12 protein-coding genes and 1 pseudogene are annotated in these 15546 nt (G+C 60.0%); 11 read left to right on the forward strand and 2 right to left on the reverse strand.

Going from position 1 to position 15546, the window contains the following annotated elements; genetic code table 11:
* A pseudogene (locus tag DIE15_RS37305) lies at positions 1-1371 on the forward strand (peptidase M23); the annotation flags it as partial.
* Positions 1372-1490: 119 nt separating this feature from the next.
* Here DIE15_RS37305 and DIE15_RS35955 read toward each other — a convergent pair.
* On the reverse strand, positions 1491-2483 hold the full coding sequence (locus DIE15_RS35955; RefSeq protein ID WP_124835812.1) for an IS5 family transposase: 993 nt from the start codon (positions 2481-2483) through the stop codon (positions 1491-1493).
* Between the two features lie 135 nt (positions 2484-2618).
* Here DIE15_RS35955 and DIE15_RS37310 point away from each other — a divergent pair, with 135 nt between their 5' ends.
* The 8 genes from DIE15_RS37310 (at position 2619) to tssJ (ending at position 12029) form a co-directional block, all read left to right on the forward strand.
* Positions 2619-3002 (forward strand): hypothetical protein, encoded by a 384-nt coding sequence (locus tag DIE15_RS37310; RefSeq protein ID WP_185734613.1) that lies wholly within the window; start codon positions 2619-2621, stop codon positions 3000-3002.
* A 237-nt stretch (positions 3003-3239) separates the two neighbouring features.
* Positions 3240-3605 (forward strand): hypothetical protein, encoded by a 366-nt coding sequence (locus tag DIE15_RS35965; RefSeq protein WP_124835813.1) that lies wholly within the window; start codon positions 3240-3242, stop codon positions 3603-3605.
* 36 nt (positions 3606-3641) lie between these two features.
* Positions 3642-4283 carry a hypothetical protein gene (locus DIE15_RS35970; RefSeq protein ID WP_124835814.1) on the forward strand — a complete coding sequence of 214 codons (642 nt, stop codon included), beginning with the start codon at positions 3642-3644 and terminating at the stop codon, positions 4281-4283.
* Positions 4284-4555: 272 nt separating this feature from the next.
* Positions 4556-4834 (forward strand): PAAR domain-containing protein, encoded by a 279-nt coding sequence (locus DIE15_RS35975; protein ID WP_409364332.1) that lies wholly within the window; start codon positions 4556-4558, stop codon positions 4832-4834.
* Positions 4834-6156 (forward strand): hypothetical protein, encoded by a 1323-nt coding sequence (locus DIE15_RS35980; RefSeq protein ID WP_124835815.1) that lies wholly within the window; start codon positions 4834-4836, stop codon positions 6154-6156. The genes DIE15_RS35975 and DIE15_RS35980 overlap by 1 nt, the downstream gene beginning before the upstream one ends.
* Entirely contained in the window at positions 6122-9655 is a 3534-nt protein-coding gene (locus DIE15_RS35985; RefSeq protein ID WP_124835816.1) for an ImcF-related family protein, read from the forward strand. The genes DIE15_RS35980 and DIE15_RS35985 overlap by 35 nt, the downstream gene beginning before the upstream one ends.
* Positions 9652-11502, forward strand: a complete 1851-nt coding sequence (gene tssF / locus DIE15_RS35990) for a type VI secretion system baseplate subunit TssF (protein WP_124835817.1) — start codon at positions 9652-9654, stop codon at positions 11500-11502. The genes DIE15_RS35985 and tssF overlap by 4 nt, the downstream gene beginning before the upstream one ends.
* Positions 11503-11522: 20 nt before the next feature.
* Complete coding sequence (gene tssJ, locus DIE15_RS35995) at positions 11523-12029, forward strand: type VI secretion system lipoprotein TssJ (protein ID WP_260428449.1); 507 nt, start codon at positions 11523-11525, stop codon at positions 12027-12029.
* Between the two features lie 109 nt (positions 12030-12138).
* On the opposite strand, the gene DIE15_RS36000 is transcribed toward tssJ, so the two are convergent.
* The gene (locus DIE15_RS36000) at positions 12139-13017 is read right to left on the reverse strand and encodes a MurR/RpiR family transcriptional regulator (protein WP_057930211.1); all 879 of its coding nucleotides are present in this window, start codon (positions 13015-13017) and stop codon (positions 12139-12141) included.
* Between the two features lie 366 nt (positions 13018-13383).
* On the opposite strand from DIE15_RS36000, the gene ggt reads away from it, so the two are divergent.
* A complete protein-coding gene (gene ggt, locus DIE15_RS36005) occupies positions 13384-15135 on the forward strand; it encodes a gamma-glutamyltransferase (RefSeq protein WP_057930210.1) in 1752 nt (583 codons plus the stop codon).
* 226 nt (positions 15136-15361) lie between these two features.
* The coding region (locus DIE15_RS36010; RefSeq protein WP_124835819.1) for a cation:dicarboxylate symporter family transporter at positions 15362-15546 on the forward strand (185 nt) is incomplete at its 3' end.

The following is a 15546-nucleotide window of genomic DNA, read 5'->3' on the forward strand; positions in this document are numbered from 1 at the left end:
GAGGGCAAGAAGGTTCGGCGCAAGGATGTGTTGGGGTGGCGTGGCGAATATGAGGGTATGCCGCATTTGCATTTCGAAATCTTCATGTTGCCGGCGGATTTCGATGCGTATTTCGGGCGCACGCAACTGGGTAACAGTACGCCCACCCCACCAACCGGAACGGACTGGTGGGGGCATGCGTATTTCGTCATTCCGGCAGGCAGCCGGTTTCGCCGTTTGCCTGAGAAGGCCGATGCCCGCAACAAGTTGCATGGAATTGAATTCAAACCAGGTCAAGAGGGCTCGAATGCGTTGCCGTTGCTCGTTGAGACCTACTTCAGCGTCGGCTCGAAATACACCAATGTCTGGAGCCTGGCGCAAGACGGCACTCGCACGCTGCTCACGCCGCAACCCGTCGAGGAAAAGGACTACGAATACGACCTGTACAAGCGTGCGACGGCGCTTTATTCGTCTTGTCCAAGCGACGGTTACGAGCTGCTGCGCTTTGGTCGCATCCTGTCGCCGTCCCAGACTCTGGCGGCAAATGCGCGCGCGACGTGGATGCAGGTCAACTGGGCGGCAGACAAGGTTGGCTACATCGATATCAATGATTCAAGCATCCACAAGTTCTCCGACGCGGACTTCCTGTCTTCTGTGGGTTGGCAGAAAGTCAGTGAGGGCAATACGCCGTTCAGCAGTGACGGACTGTGCGATGTGGATGCGCTGAAGAAAATGCTGAACGATGCTGCTTCGCACGAAGTGCCAGCGGTGACGGGGGAGGCGCCGGAAGCTCACAAGATCAGAGTGCTGTCGACTGCCCCGGTACGGCGGCAGTTGCGCGGCCTTGTCTGTCACGCGCCGAGTGAGTGGGATAGCACGAACAACGAGGGACGCTATGCGAGGCTGCTCGATGAGGGAGGCTTCTACCACGGTAACGAGAAGGGCTACAACGATTTCATGAAGTACCTGAAGGAAGTTCAGTTTTGGGACAAAACGGGGCTTCCGGCGGGGCAGAAGTTGTGGTTCTTCCATCCATTGACGTTTATCCGACATTTCAGGAGATGCGGATGGTTAAGCAAGGACGAAACTGCTCACTGCGTTCGTAGCACAATCAGAGAAAAAGGGCGTGAAGTCGCTCCGCTCTCAAAATCTGTCATTATTAAACGGCTTAGTTATGCGACGGAACGGCGCCCCGCAAATTTACATGCAAGTTTTTATGTCGTTGCTAGGAAATATGGAATATCGTCCAGCCGTTTGCGCCTCGCACATTTGTTCGGTCAGTTGACGCCGGAAACAGGACGCCTGGAATTCATGCTTGAAGGTGGTGAGCCTTCATACTTCGATAAATATGAACCTGGTCGCCTGGAGGGCGATAATCTAGGGAAACGCTGATTAATAGGCCAACGCGCGAGCTTGTCGGCGGTGCTGACCCGCAAATTCCGGATGCCGAAGTGAAGCGCAGCGAATTCGGGGAAGTTTGCCCCGGGAAAGCGCCTCATTTCCTGCATTTTTCATACACGTGACGGACTACTCCCGTGAACCGACCGAAACCGGTTTTGCGCAATCACCAAGTTCGCCAAAGCGAACAGGCTGAACAGTTGCGCCGTGTTCTTCGCCAGTCCCTTGTAGCGCACCTTGCGATGGCGGAACAGGTTCTTGACGACATGGAACGGATGCTCGACCCGCGCGCGGATTTGCGCCTTGGTTCGCTCAAGCGCGATCATCAGATCCTTCAGCGCACCATCCTGCATCGCCTTGATCTTTCCTCGCTTGGCCGCCACGCGCCACTTCACCGACCGGCCCTTCATTTCATTGCGCTTGTCTACGCCGATATAGCCCGCGTCGCCGAACGCTTCTTGCTCATGACCATGCAACAGCGCGTGCGCTTGCGAAACATCCGACACGTTGGCGGACGTGCCGACCACGCTGTGAACCAGCCCCGAATCGGCATCGACGCCGATGTGGGCCTTCATGCCGAAGTGCCACTCGTTGCCTTTCTTCGTTTGATGCATGTCTGGATCGCGACGCTTCTCGGCGTTCTTGGTCGACGGCGGCGCTTCGATGATCGTCGCATCGACCAGCGTGCCTTCCTTCATCATCAGTCCGCGTTCGCACAGCGAGATGCCAATCTCGTCGAACAGCTTGCGCGTCAGGTCATGTTCAAGAAGCAGGCGCCGGAACTTCAGCAGCGTGGTCGCATCCGGCACGTTCTCCACGGCCAGATCAATCCCGGCGAAGGCCCGCATCGCGATGCTGTCGTACAGCGCATCCTCCAGCCCTTCGTCGGACAGGCTGTACCACTGCTGCAGGAAGTAGATTCGAAGCATCCGCTCCAGACCGATCGGCGGGCGGCCGCGAGTTCCTTTCGGGTAGTACGGCTCGATTGCCGTCAGCAATCGCGACCACGGCACGAGCTTCTCCATCTCGTCCAGGAAACGCTGACGCCGGGTCACGCGCTTCTTGCCTGCGCTTTCCGCTTCCGCAAAGCTCATTTGCCGTTCCATCGTCGTGGGCTCGTTCCGTGAACTATCTTCTACAACGTCCTCGGCTGCGTCAGCGATGACCACCGAGCCGGATTAATCAGTGTTTCCCTAGGTAACACGGAGAGAGGTGACGGAATTCGATTTAAGGGGCGTGGGTTGATTCAGGTTACTGGGAGATATAATTACAAATCCTATGGAAAATATCGAGGTGCGGTATTTGATACGGATTCAACAAGCTCCTTGCTTGTAACTGACTCTTATAATACATGTGATGCTTCGGGTTGGTACTGGGCGTCGAAGCAACGACAGCGGTTTGTTAAAAATCCGATAACACGTAAAGACGACATGGTCCCATTTGGCAAGCTCAGCATCAATTACTGGGCAGATCAAGGGGCGAGCGATGCCGCGACACTTCAGGTTACGAAGTGTATCAATCCGGCTGGCGTGGCTGCTGATTGGCGAAAGCAAGGATTTAATAACGCCTGGTACGAGCTCAATGATGAGGTTGTGCCGAATGCTGATTACAAGCCCGTAATGTGAGGAGTCATGAGGCGAATCATTTTGCTCGGATTGAGTATTTGTGGATTTGTGGGCTTTGTGTGTTCGGCGAGTGGCAAGGAGCCGGAGAGGGTATTGAGGGATGATTGTCATTTGTCGTTTGCGATTCCCAATGGCCTTGAGTATGTCGACGTGGGGCATACCATTACGTTAGGGAAAGATGAGTGCTACATACCGTTTCTATATACGGGGAGACTGCGGCTTAAACGAACTGGGCCTATGCCACGCACGCCCGACGACTGGCGTGCTCTGACAGATTTCGCCCTGACTGTCGAGGCGATTCCGGTAGCGGATAGTCTGGCGCAAGTTGAGTCGGCAGGCGGAGCGGCTCAAAACGGTCAATTTAGGGTGGTCTCAAAGGAGCATGTTCAGTTGTCAGGGGGTGACCTCTATATCATAAGCTACTCAGCAATTAAACCGACGGGAACCATTATTGGTTATCAAAAACAACAATGGGTTTTTGTTGCTGGTAACGGTGTTCGCTCGACTGTTTTTCGTTTGTACTACGGAGACAGAACGTCGAGGGTTGGTAAGGAGAGGGGGCGTGCTTTAAAGTATCTGTTCTCGTCATTTCGATTCTTTTGATTTCTCGTGTGAGAGGGGATTGAATGAAAGTTTTTAATGGCATTTGTTGGTGGTGTGAGGATTGATGAATTGCGGCGAGATCTATTTTCGGTGGCACTGCTCTTTGTCGCGGGAAGTGTATGTGCGGAGAGTTATGATGTGGTTGGGAAGTCACTAAGGGTCGGTGATTCAAAAGTATGCTCACTTGACAAGGAGTCGCGTTACGCGATTGAGAGTTTTGACAAATCGGCGGTCATGCTTTCCGAGACAACTTACGTTGGTAAGCGTCAGTTGGATCATTGTCGAGCTGGAGAGGTGGTTCGCGTTCTTTCGATTCCGGCGGGTGTTGGTGTGCTATCGGATATAAATGTATCGAAGGGGGTTTACGTTGCACTTGATTTTGTTAGTGTGCGACCATTTCTATATTTGGCTACTGTTGCTCGTGTCGGAACTTCAAAAAATCTTGTGTCTGTGAAGGGTGCATATGTTGTTGGTAGAAAAATCAGTGAACTGAGGAAGGGAGCATTTGGCAGTGATGGCAAGGCAGGAGCATCGATAATTTCTCCTGATGGACGCTATGTAACGCCAACTAGGGAAGTGGATTGTTCACCAACATCCTACCCTGGGGTATGGGACATAAAAAATAACCGGCGTGTCGTAACGGTGGATGATGCCTGTGTGGCACTTTTTAAAAAATAAGTAGGGGCTATTGTTTTTTGGATTTCACTTTGCAGGCCTGCCGTCAAATTTAGTTGCCAAGTTGTTGGTGATAAGTTCTGTGGCCATCGAGGACGCCGAGTTCATACGTCTAGAGAGAATAGTGTCGGATATTTCTCAATCAGGGAATCCGAAGGTGTTTGGTAAATACGTCAGCAAGGATGATGTATTTATCTTGGTTAAGGATTGTGATAAAAATATCCCGAAAAGATTTATCACAAGATTGTCAGTTGAAAAATGATGGATAACCTAATTTGAGCGACAATATGAATAAAAAATCACCCGTCCGCCAAGGCGACAAACTCGAACACGGCGGCGAAGTCACCGGCGGCTCACCATGGACGACATTCATGGGCATGCCGCTTGCCCGCAAGGGCGATGAGGCGACTTGCACTCTGCATGGTCCGACCTTCATCGACGAAGGCGCCGACAAGTTTCCCGATCACGACAACAAGCCATTCGCGCTGGACGGCCATCGCTGCGCATGCGGCTGTCGGTTGATCTCGTTGCTGCCGAACGTCCACGTCGAATAATGCCCGTCGACCTCTCTCAGGCGGGGCTCCCGAACGCCTATCCGAGCCGCCCGCGCTTCTGGCCGTGGTGGTTCTGCGTCTGGTTGGCCTGCGCGGTGCTCGGAGCGGCGACCACTCTGCTGATTTCGCCAAAGGATGAGCGGGCGGGCGGCCCATGGTTCTGGTTCTGCGTTGTTGGTATCCCGAACGGGCTTTTCGGATTTCTGTTCGCGATCGAGCGCGCTCGCTATGAGGCCATGTGGTACCGCGCGTACCACCGCAACCTCCATCGCGATCGATGGCTGGCGGAGCGCATCCGTGTCGCGCAGCAGCCGCTTCGGGTGCTGGGCGTCGGCTATTGCTTGCCCTTGAACGACCAGACGCTTGCACAGGCAATCCATGCGCGGGTTCGTTTGCCGCGACAGCAGCAGCCCCGTTTGGGCGCGGGTGTCGTTGAGCATTGTCGCTTTGCTGACCCGTTGGAACTATCCGACGAAACCGACGTGGCAGGCCCGACCGAGGAGAGCGATGCCGTAGCGGATGCGCCTCCAAAGCGACCCGTCACCCAGCTCACACTCAGGATCGCCGACGCGCTTGAACCGCTTGCTGCGAGTCTCCACGCGCTCACGCACTACGAAGCGGCCTACTGGCCAAAAGTACGCCTTCTGGCCGAGCCCGGCGAAGAAGCATTGCGCGAGCAGGAGGTGTGCGACGCGCTGCAATTGGTTGGTCTGCCGCCTCTCACCGTGCTGCCCATACCCGCTTCGGACGGATTGCTGTTGGCGGACGCGTGGCTCGATGCCCGCGAGGCATGCCCGCTGCTCGTGATCGCAACGGCATGGCACGAGGAGCGGTCACCGACCGGCAGCACGGAGGGATGCGTCGCGATGCTGCTCGACGCCGGCTTTTACGCTCTACCCGAAGGTGTACACGGGATGGCGACCCTGCATCGACCCGTCGAGGGCAACGCCGATGAGATCGAATACGGTTTCGCGAATGCCGTGATCTGGGGTAGGGCAGATTTCGATGCCGTGACGCGAGCCTGGGTCACGCGTGCCGTCAAGCGTTGCAATCAGGGACTGCGCATCGCGAACCTGGATGCGCTTGCGAACAGCGACGCCCAGTGCGACCTCGCCTACATCGTGGGCGATTTTGGCAGTGCCAGCGGCTGGTTGTCCGTCGCAGCCGCTATCGAATGTGGTGCGGGGAACGCGTCGCAACTGATCATCGATGGCGTGCAGTCCGCCGTCATTCACGTGCTTCCCGGTCCACAAGGGAAGGAATCTTCGTTGCCTGGACACGCTAAGCATGACCGATCCGAAACTGACCTTGCGGCCGCTTGACTCGGCTCCCGCCATAGAGTCTGCGTCCTCTGGACGCCTCGCGCTCTGGGGCGTAATTGTCGCGGCGCTGATCGTCGCAGCGTTCGCGATTGGCTTCGTGTGGCGCCGCGGCGACCTGTTCGATCTCGCGCCCGGTGTGGCGCGTATGCAAGTCGTGATCGCCATCATCATCGCCCTGATCGTATTCGTCGCCATACATCTCTGTTTGTTTTTTATCGGCGCATACGCCATTGCCGGACAGCTGTTTCGCGGGGATATCGATGACGCGACGAAGGCTCAGGAGCCGCTGAAACGCGATGCCCGTCTGCAACGCATGGTCGAGGAACTGCGTGTGACGCAGGGCCGGCGGTGGCGATACCGATCACCGTGGCTGATGGTGAGCGGTGCGGACATATTGATCGACCAGGTCGCACCGGGCCTGAAGCGCGAGGGCGCGATGCCTGTCGGCAATGTGATCCTTGTGCACGCGGCACCGGACGGCATCGAGGCGGACGCATGGCGCCGACAAATCCGTAAGCTCCGGCGCAGGCGGCCGGTCGACTGTGTTGTGCAGATCACGCACGTGGACGAGTGCGATACCGAACTGCCGCGCGCACTCGCGGTGCTAGCGACCGACATCGGTTGGGCCGCGCCTGTCACGTTCCTGCATACCGTGCCCGCGCAAGGCGACCGACCTGAAACGTTCGAGGCGATCGGTGCATTTCCAGGGCCGGCGTACCAGGGCGGGCAGCCGGCGCTGTCCTTGCGCGATCAGCTCGCCGCGATCGAGCGTGGTACGGCGGATGCGGGCGTGCGGCTTTGTACAGCATCCACGCGCGTCACCTATCTAGCCGAAATCTCGCAATACATCGGGAAACAGCACGAACACATCGTCACCGGCTGGCAAGCGCTCCTTGCTTCACCCTGGCTGCGCGCACCGCTGGCGGGCGTGATGTTCGCACCTGTATTTGCGACAGCGGCTGCGACGCCGGTGCCGATCGCCGCGAACGGGAGCGCGACTGTTCCGAACGTCCCGATCGAGTTCCCGCCGCAACCCGCCGCACTGCTGCCCGCATGGCGCGCCATCGCCGGCCGGCAACGCATTGGCCGGCGCGTGGGACTCTACTGGCCGAACGCACTGGCGATATGCTTGATCGTTGCAACGATGGCGTGGTGCGCATGGATGACCGCGTCGTTCATCGGCAACCAGCGACTCATGCGCGAAGCGCAGGTGGCGGCGAGTGCAGCGGTCGAGGCGCGGCCGCAGACGGCCGCCGCATGGCGCGCGCAACTGGCGTTACAACAGTTGATGGAAAAGCTCGAATACCGGCAGCAGCATGGCGCACCGTGGCACCTGCGGGCGGGCCTGTCGCGCAATGACGATATCCTCGGCGGTCTCTGGCAACCGTACCGGATCGCTGCGACTCGCAACTTGCAGACGCCTGTCGTGCAAACGATCGGGGAACTGCTGAAGAGCGCAGGCCAGGCGCGTGCCGATAGCCTTCAAACGCAGGACACGCGTGGCAGTACCTACAATGCGCTCAAGACCTACCTGATGCTCGGCGAGCCATCGCGCGCCGATTCGATGTTTTTGAAACGCATGCTCGTCACCTTCTGGTCGCGCCCGGTGGAGATGCCGCTGGGTGAGCGTGACGATACCGGTCGACGGCTCGCGGGGTTTTACGCCGATCACCTGAAAGCGCATCCCGAATGGCGAATTGCGACGGACGACCGCGTCGTGACAGCGACGCGGAACATGCTGGTCACCCAGATGGGACTCGCGTCGGCTGACGATACCGTGTATCAACGCATCCTCGACGATGTTAAAAACAAATATGCCGACGCGTCGCTCGAAACGCTCCTCGATGGTGCCGATGCGCGCGGGATGTTCATGACATCGCAGACCGTGCCGGGGATTTATACGCGCGCGGCATGGGACGGCATGATCGCCGCGGCGATCGACAAGGCTGCCGGTGAGCGCCACCTCAGCAGCGATTGGGTGCTGACCGGCGCGCAGCCGCAGCAAACAATCGGTAACACGCTCGCGCGTGGCACGATCCAAACCAACGCAATCATTGACGAGAAACACGCAGCCGAGGCACTGAAGCGGCGCTTGAAGGCACGTTATTTTGGCGAGTACACGGCTGCATGGCAGCGCATGCTCAACAGCATGCAGTGGCAGCCGACGTCCAATCTCAGTGGCGCAGTCGAACAGCTTTCTCGACTGGCGGATGCACAGACTTCGCCGTTGGTCGCGCTGATGAACTCCGTGCAATATCAGGCGCAGGCGGGGCGGCCGTCGCAGGCGCTGGCTGACACGCTGGTGAGAAAGGCGCAAAACCTGATCGGGACGGACGAGCAGGTGGCGACCGTCGTCCACCCGCTCGGCAGGCCGTTTGGTCCACTGCTGGTGCTGACGGGGGACACGAGCGCGTCAGCACCCGCTGCAAATGGCAAGAGCACCGCGCCGGCCAACATTGCGCTGAACGGCGTGAGCCTGTCGCGTTACCTGACGGCGGTCACGATGATGCGGCTGAAGCTGCAACAGATCGCGAGCAGTCCTGACGCCCAGGCAATGGCGCGCTCGCTCGCGCAGGCGGTGTTTCAAGGCAAGTTGTCGGAATTGTCCCAGGCGCGCGATGACGCGGCGCTCACGGCCGCGAGCCTGGGTACGGCGTGGGCGGGGTTCGGCGATGCGGTGTTTGCGCAGCCGCTCGAGGCAGCATGGCAGACAATCCTGCAACCGGCCGCAGCGAGTTTGAATGATGCATGGCGAGCCAGTATTGCCGCGCCATTTAATGCGGCAATGAGCGGTCGCTATCCGTTCTTCGATACGCAGGCCGATGCGTCTTTCGCAGAACTTGGACGCTATGTGCGGCCCGATACAGGATTGATTTCGCGTTTCGTCACGACGCAGCTGGCCGGTGTGATGAAACCCGAGGGCGACCATTGGGCGCCAAGCGAGCTTGCACCGCAGGCGTTGCAGTTCGACCCGAAGTTCCTGAGCGCCGTCCGGCAGTTGTCGACGGTTGGCGCGCAGTTCTACGTGCAGGGCGACGTGGGGGGGAAATTCGAAATCATGGCACTGCCGACGCCGAAGGTGACGCGCTCGGAACTGTCGGTCGACGGCAAGCAGATCGTCTATTTCAATCAGCAGGAGCGCTGGACGCCGCTGGCATGGCCCGGCAATGGCCTGAACGGGCATGCGGGGCTGACATGGCAAACGCTCGACGCGGGCCTGCGGCAGGCGTTCGATTCGACTGGCGACTGGGCGTTCCTGCGCCTGCTGAGCAAGGCTGACATCGAGCAGCTTGATAGCACGCGCTATCGGCTCACATGGAATGCCGGGAACGACGAACCGCTGTCATACGTGTTGCGTACGCAGGTCGGTGCCGGGCCGATCGACTTGTTGAAACTACGCGGGTTCCGCATGCCTGATCGTATTTTCGTCGTCGGCAAGGCGGGCGTCGCATCGGCGATGCCGCTCCTGCCGCCACTGCCACCGGATCTCCAGCCATGAATGAAGACAAAAGCAAACCGACGATGCCTGAAGGGGGCGGTCTCGGCGCGGAGAACGATCCGTACCTGCGTTACTTCGATGCGGAGATGCGTTACCTGCGCGACGCGGGGCGTGAATTTGCGAAGTCCCAGCCGCAAGCCGCCCGCCGTGTGGGGATGACGATGCCCGGAGCACGCCACGACAGTGTCGAGCAGACCTACGAGGGTTTCGCGTTCCTCACGAGCCGGCTGCGAATGAAGCTCGACGACGCGCTGCCGGAAATCACCGATCCACTGCTCGATCACCTGTGGCCACATGCAGGTCGCACGATTCCGTCGCTGGCAATCCTCGAGTGTATGCCGCGCACGGGCGAGGCGAGGATTCTCGATACGCTGCAGCCGGGATTGCAGGTACGTTCAACACCGGTCGGACCGGGCGGGACGATATGTGTTTATCGAACCACTCAAGCGATACGCTTGCTGCCGCCCAGCGTGTGCGAGGCGGGGGCGCGCGTACGCGAGGACGGTCGCACGGTGATCCGGCTGGCGTTCGACCTGCTGCACCGCGAACAGCGGTTGCTGGACGATCTGTCGCGCATCCGGCTATACCTGCATGGCGACCGGCCGACTGCATCGGCGCTGTATTCAGCTTTCACGCACCAGGTCGAGTCGATCGGCGTGCGCATGCCGCGCGCACTCGATGGCCAGCTACAACCACGGCCGGCAATGACTGTCGAGGCGGCTGGCTTTGGCGCGCAAGCGCGACTGTGGCCGATCGATTTCGATACACGCGATGCCGATCTCGACCGTGAGCAGACGATGCTCGAATATTTCTCGTTCCCCGAGAAATTCCACTTTGTCGACTTGTGCGGTTTCGACGTGGTAAGTGTGCCCGCGGGCGAAACGCGTGTTGAATTCGATATCGTGATCCGAGATCGGATACCGGGGGACGCCACGTTCGACGCAGACAACATCCGTTTGTTCTGTACACCGGTGATCAATCTGTTCGAACTGGACGCGCAGGCAATCCGACCCGATGTACACCACCACGACTATCCGGTACTTGCCCCGCCGTCTGCTGGCGAGTATGTCGAACCCTATGACGTACTGTCGGTCGTGGCGACCGATCTGCGCACTGCAAGGCAATATGCCTATCAGTCGATTAAGGAATTCCGGCACCGCGGCGGGATGACCCGGCATGAGTTGCCGGATCGGTACTACCACTCGTCGATCCGGCAGGGCGTGACGGGCCAGCGCGAGATGGTCGTGACGTTAGGCGGGCATGCATGGGATGAACGCGGCAGCTTGCCGGACGGGCACGTGACGGTTCGGGTATTGGCAAACAATGGACGCTTGCCGCGTATGGCGCTGCGTGAATCGATGATTGCCGCGCCTGCTTCGACCTGTAACGGTGTCGATCGCATGCGCAACCTGACAGCGCCCACGATGCCGCTGTATCCCCCGCGTGGTGGCGATTATGACTGGCGGGTGATTTCTCACTTCAATGGGGCCGGCACAACCGAGCTGAACATGATGGACGCGAATGTGCTGCGCGGCGCGCTATCGTTGTACGACTGGACGCGACAGGACGATAACCGGCGCCGTATCGAGGCGATTCATTACGTTTGGCTCGACGAGGAAACGGAACTGACAGGTGCGCGTGTCGATCGCATCGTGAATGTAAACGTGGGTATCGAGCCGGTTGGTTTTGCCGGACCGGGTGACATCGCCCTGTTCGGCGACGTACTCAGCCGCTTTGTAGGCCGCTACGCATGTTTCCATTTTGCGGTGCGGCTCGTTTTGTATGAGGGCGTGGGCGGCCCGATCCGACGCTATCCATGCACGATCAAGACGGGAGGCTGGTTGTGACACTGCGAACAAGTTGGATGATGCGAAGCATTCGATGGGCGAGTACCGCCGCGGTGACGCTAATGTTGTTGTCTGGCTGCGGTATGTGGCAATCGGTGACGAAGACGACTGCCGACATGACGCGCGCAATTTTCGTCACGAAGGTCAAGCAGATGAGTCTCGTCATAGAAGGCCGCGCCGCACTCAACGAGAACGAGCAAGGACAATCTCTCCCGGTTGTGATGCGCGTCTACCAATTGAAGGATGCGGAGATATTCGGCAAGGCAGCGTACGTCCAATTGCTCGATGACGACAGCGCGTTACTGAGGGGCGATCTGCTCGGCAGTATGGAGACCACGCTTGCGCCTGATGCCACGGTGAAGCTGTCTGCGCCAATGGCGGACGACGCGCAAGTCGTGGGCGTTGCCGGGTTCTTTCGCGATCAGGGCGGTGCCGAGTGGCAACTGACGATTCCGAAGTCGCAGTGGAAAAAGACGGATCCCGTCAAGCTGATCGTGACGGGCAACCGGATGGAGCTGGTGCCATGAACGAGGTATGACGACGATGGTTGGCGTACCTCATTGAGTAGTTTTGGATGCAAGTTGCAAACTCCACTGCGTCGAGCGCTGAAGCCCGTGCCTGAATAGCGATGAGGCGTCACTCCGGCAAATCCCGCTGATTCGTATCCCACTCGATCCCGCCCGTACTGAGCCGCTCGATCTTTTCCATCCGCTGCCGCGCCAGTTCGGGAAGCCGGTTCGTCACGCCGATCACCAGCGCTTCGGCGAGCGCGAGCGCGGGCACGTTGGTCTGCAGCATCGCGAACGGGCGTCCCTGGATCCGCAGCACGATCTCGGCGAACGCGCTGATCGGCGAGCGCCATTCGTCGGTGATCAGCAGCACGCGCACGCCCAGCTGGTGCGCGGCCTGCGCGAACCGGACGCTGTCCTTCTGATAGCGGCGAAAGTCGAAAATCACCAGCACGTCGCCGGGCCCCATGTCCGTCAACGACACCGACGCGAGATTCACGTTCGGCTCGACGTACTGCACATGCGGGCGCGCATAAGCGAGCGTGAAGGAAAACAGCGACGCGAGCGGCGCGGTATAACGTCCGCCGCCGCAGAACACGCGGATATCAGGCGCGGCCAGCAGCGTCACGGCTTCGTCGAACGCCGTCGCGTCAAGTCCTTCGATCGTGGTAGCGAGCGATTGCGAAAGCCGCTGGAAAATCGCCGCATGGTTATCGCGCATCCCCGATTCCGAGTGGAACGCATCCATCCGCGCGAGCGGCGAATTCATCGCGGTGTCGATCTCGTCGTGCAACGCCTGCTGGAACGACGAGTAGTTCGGAAAGCCGATTCGCACGACGAAGCGAAACACGGTCGGGTCGCTGACTTCGGCTTGCTTCGCGAAGCTCGCGATCGGCCCGAGCCCGAGGCTCGGGTAGCGATCCAGCAGCGCATGCGCGACCTTCTGTTCCGACGGCGTGAAGCTATCCATCTGGGATAGCAGCAACGCCCTGATGCTTGTCCCCATCGGGCACTCCGGCTTGCTCGTATCTGAATGACAAACGGCAGACGTACGTCTGCCGGCGACTCCATGCATGTTAGCCGATCGACGGCCCGCAGGCCGTATGCGGCCACAGATTAGAGGGACGCATCGTCTCGGACCCCGATCATTCATATGTGTAATAAAACAAACATCGCGAATGACTGCCGAGTACGCGGTTTGGCGGGAAATTCTAGTAATTACCCTAGGTTTTTGGATAAAAATGCCGGTGCTATGATCGCGGCCTTGCCGGAATGTATTGTTCATTACATGCCGGATCATCAACGTTGGCCGGCCCGTTGGGCGGCTCGCGCATCCCGGCATGGCCCGGTTATTCGTCTGGAGGATTCCGTCATGAGGCGGCTCGTAGTACTCACCCTGTTGTCGGCCATGAGCGCATGCGCGCTCGCCGCTTCGGAACCCGCGGTGGAAGCGAAGAACGGCATGGTCGTTTCCTCGCAGCATTTCGCGTCGCAGATCGGCGTGGATATCCTGAAGGAAGGCGGCAACGCGGTGGACGCCGCCGTGGCGGTCGGCTACGCGCAGGCCGTGACCAATCCGTGCTGCGGCAACATCGGCGGCGGCGGCTTCATGACCGTGCACCTGGCCGACGGCCGCGACCGCTTCATCAACTTCCGCGAGACGGCACCGGCCGCGGCTTCGGCGAACATGTATCTCGATGCGAAGGGCAACGTCATTCCGGACGACAGCCTGTACGGCTATCGCGCGGTTGGCGTGCCGGGCACGGTCGCGGGTCTTGACCTCGCGCAGCGCAGATACGGCAAGCTGACGCGCAAGCAGGTGATGGCGCCGGCGATCCGGCTCGCGCGCGACGGCTTCGTGCTGACGCGCGCCGATACGGACATCCTCGACACGACGATCGACCGTTTCAAGAAGGATCCGGAAGCCGCGCGCATCTTCCTGCGCCCGGACGGCACGCCGCTGCAGCCGGGCGACCGCCTGGTGCAGAAGGACCTGGCGCGCACGCTCGAGCGCATCGCGCAGCAGGGCCCCGAGGCGTTCTACCATGGCGAGATCCCGAAGATCGTCGAAGCGGCCGCGAAGCGTGGCGGCGGGCTGATCACGGCGGCCGATTTCGCGTCGTATCGTGCGCAGGACATCGCGCCGTTGACCTGTACGTATCGCGGCTACGAGTTCGTGTCGGCGCCGCCGCCGAGTTCTGGCGGCGTGACGATGTGCGAGACGCTGAATGTCCTCGAAGGCTATGACCTGCGCAAGATGGGCTACCAGTCGGCTTCGGTGGTCCACTACATGACCGAGGCGATGCGCCACGCATACGAGGATCGCAACACGCTGCTCGGCGACCCGAACTTCATCGACAATCCGGTCGCCAAGCTGACGAGCAAGCAGTATGCGGCCGAGATCCGCAAGCAGATCAGCGGCGACACGGCGACGGCATCGGTCGACGTGCAGCCGGGTGTCGGCGTGCACGAGAAGCCGGAGACGACCCACTATTCGATCATCGACCACGACGGCAACGCGGTGTCGACCACGTACACCGTCAACGGCCGCTTCGGCGCCGTGGTGATCGCGCCGGGCACGGGCTTCTTCCTGAACGACGAGATGGACGACTTCACGGTCAAGGTCGGCGCGCAGAACCTGTTCGGCCTCGTGCAGGGCACGCGCAACTCGATCGCGCCGGGCAAGCGTCCGCTGTCGTCGATGGCGCCGACGATCGTGAAGAAGGACGGCAAGGTGTTCATGGTGGTCGGCTCGCCCGGCGGCTCGCGCATCATCACGATCACGCTGCAGACCGTGCTGAACGTGATCGACTACGGGATGACGCCGCAGGATGCGGTCGACGCGCCGCGCGTCCATCATCAGTGGCTGCCCGACGAGGTCTATTACGAAACCCGCGGCCTGTCGCCCGATACCCTCGCGATCCTGGGCAAGATGGGCTACAAGATGGTCGAGCAGACGCCGTGGGGTGCCGCCGAATTGATCATGGTCGGCCTGCCCGGCACCGAGGCGGCGAGCCGCCAGAGTTCCGGCAACGACTCGTCGGTGTCCGGCAATGTGCGCGTCGGCTACATCTACGGTGTCAACGATCCGCGCCGTCCGGCCGGTTCGGCGATCGGTTACTGACCCGATCGGCTCTGATTTGATCGCATCACGCTGAACGGCCGTCCCCGCGTTCGCCATCGCGCGAACGCCGGGGCAGCGACAGCGCGTCCGTTCGCGGACTTCCGCAGTATCGAGCGTGGCGGTTGCCCGGAATGCCGGGCACGACCGGCTCGCAGCGCGTACCGTGGCACGGCACCGGCGCGCGCCATTCCTTCTTCCATTCCTGCACCGTGCGTCGAGTTCCGTTATGAACAAACGAATGTCCGCGGCAGTCTGGATCCTGCTCGCAATGGCGGCCGGCATCCTGATCGGCTACCTGATCTACACGCAGTTTCCCGACAAGCAGTCCGCGACGGAAATTGCCGGCTACATCTCCCTCGTGTCCGACGTGTTCCTGCGGCTGATCAAGATGGTGATCGGGCCGCTGGTGTT

Source organism: Burkholderia sp. Bp9031 (assembly GCF_003857965.1).
GTDB lineage: Bacteria > Pseudomonadota > Gammaproteobacteria > Burkholderiales > Burkholderiaceae > Burkholderia > Burkholderia ambifaria_A.

Coding starts and splice junctions, on each gene's coding strand:
- tssF (WP_124835817.1), top strand. CDS start 9,652: ATGAATGAAGACAAAAGCAAACCGACGATGCCTGAAGGGGGCGGTCTC.
- DIE15_RS36000 (WP_057930211.1), bottom strand. CDS start 13,017: ATGGGGACAAGCATCAGGGCGTTGCTGCTATCCCAGATGGATAGCTTC.
- DIE15_RS35980 (WP_124835815.1), top strand. CDS start 4,834: ATGCCCGTCGACCTCTCTCAGGCGGGGCTCCCGAACGCCTATCCGAGC.
- tssJ (WP_260428449.1), top strand. CDS start 11,523: ATGCGAAGCATTCGATGGGCGAGTACCGCCGCGGTGACGCTAATGTTG.
- DIE15_RS35955 (WP_124835812.1), bottom strand. CDS start 2,483: ATGGAACGGCAAATGAGCTTTGCGGAAGCGGAAAGCGCAGGCAAGAAG.
- DIE15_RS35985 (WP_124835816.1), top strand. CDS start 6,122: ATGACCGATCCGAAACTGACCTTGCGGCCGCTTGACTCGGCTCCCGCC.
- DIE15_RS35965 (WP_124835813.1), top strand. CDS start 3,240: ATGCCACGCACGCCCGACGACTGGCGTGCTCTGACAGATTTCGCCCTG.
- ggt (WP_057930210.1), top strand. CDS start 13,384: ATGAGGCGGCTCGTAGTACTCACCCTGTTGTCGGCCATGAGCGCATGC.
- DIE15_RS35970 (WP_124835814.1), top strand. CDS start 3,642: ATGGCATTTGTTGGTGGTGTGAGGATTGATGAATTGCGGCGAGATCTA.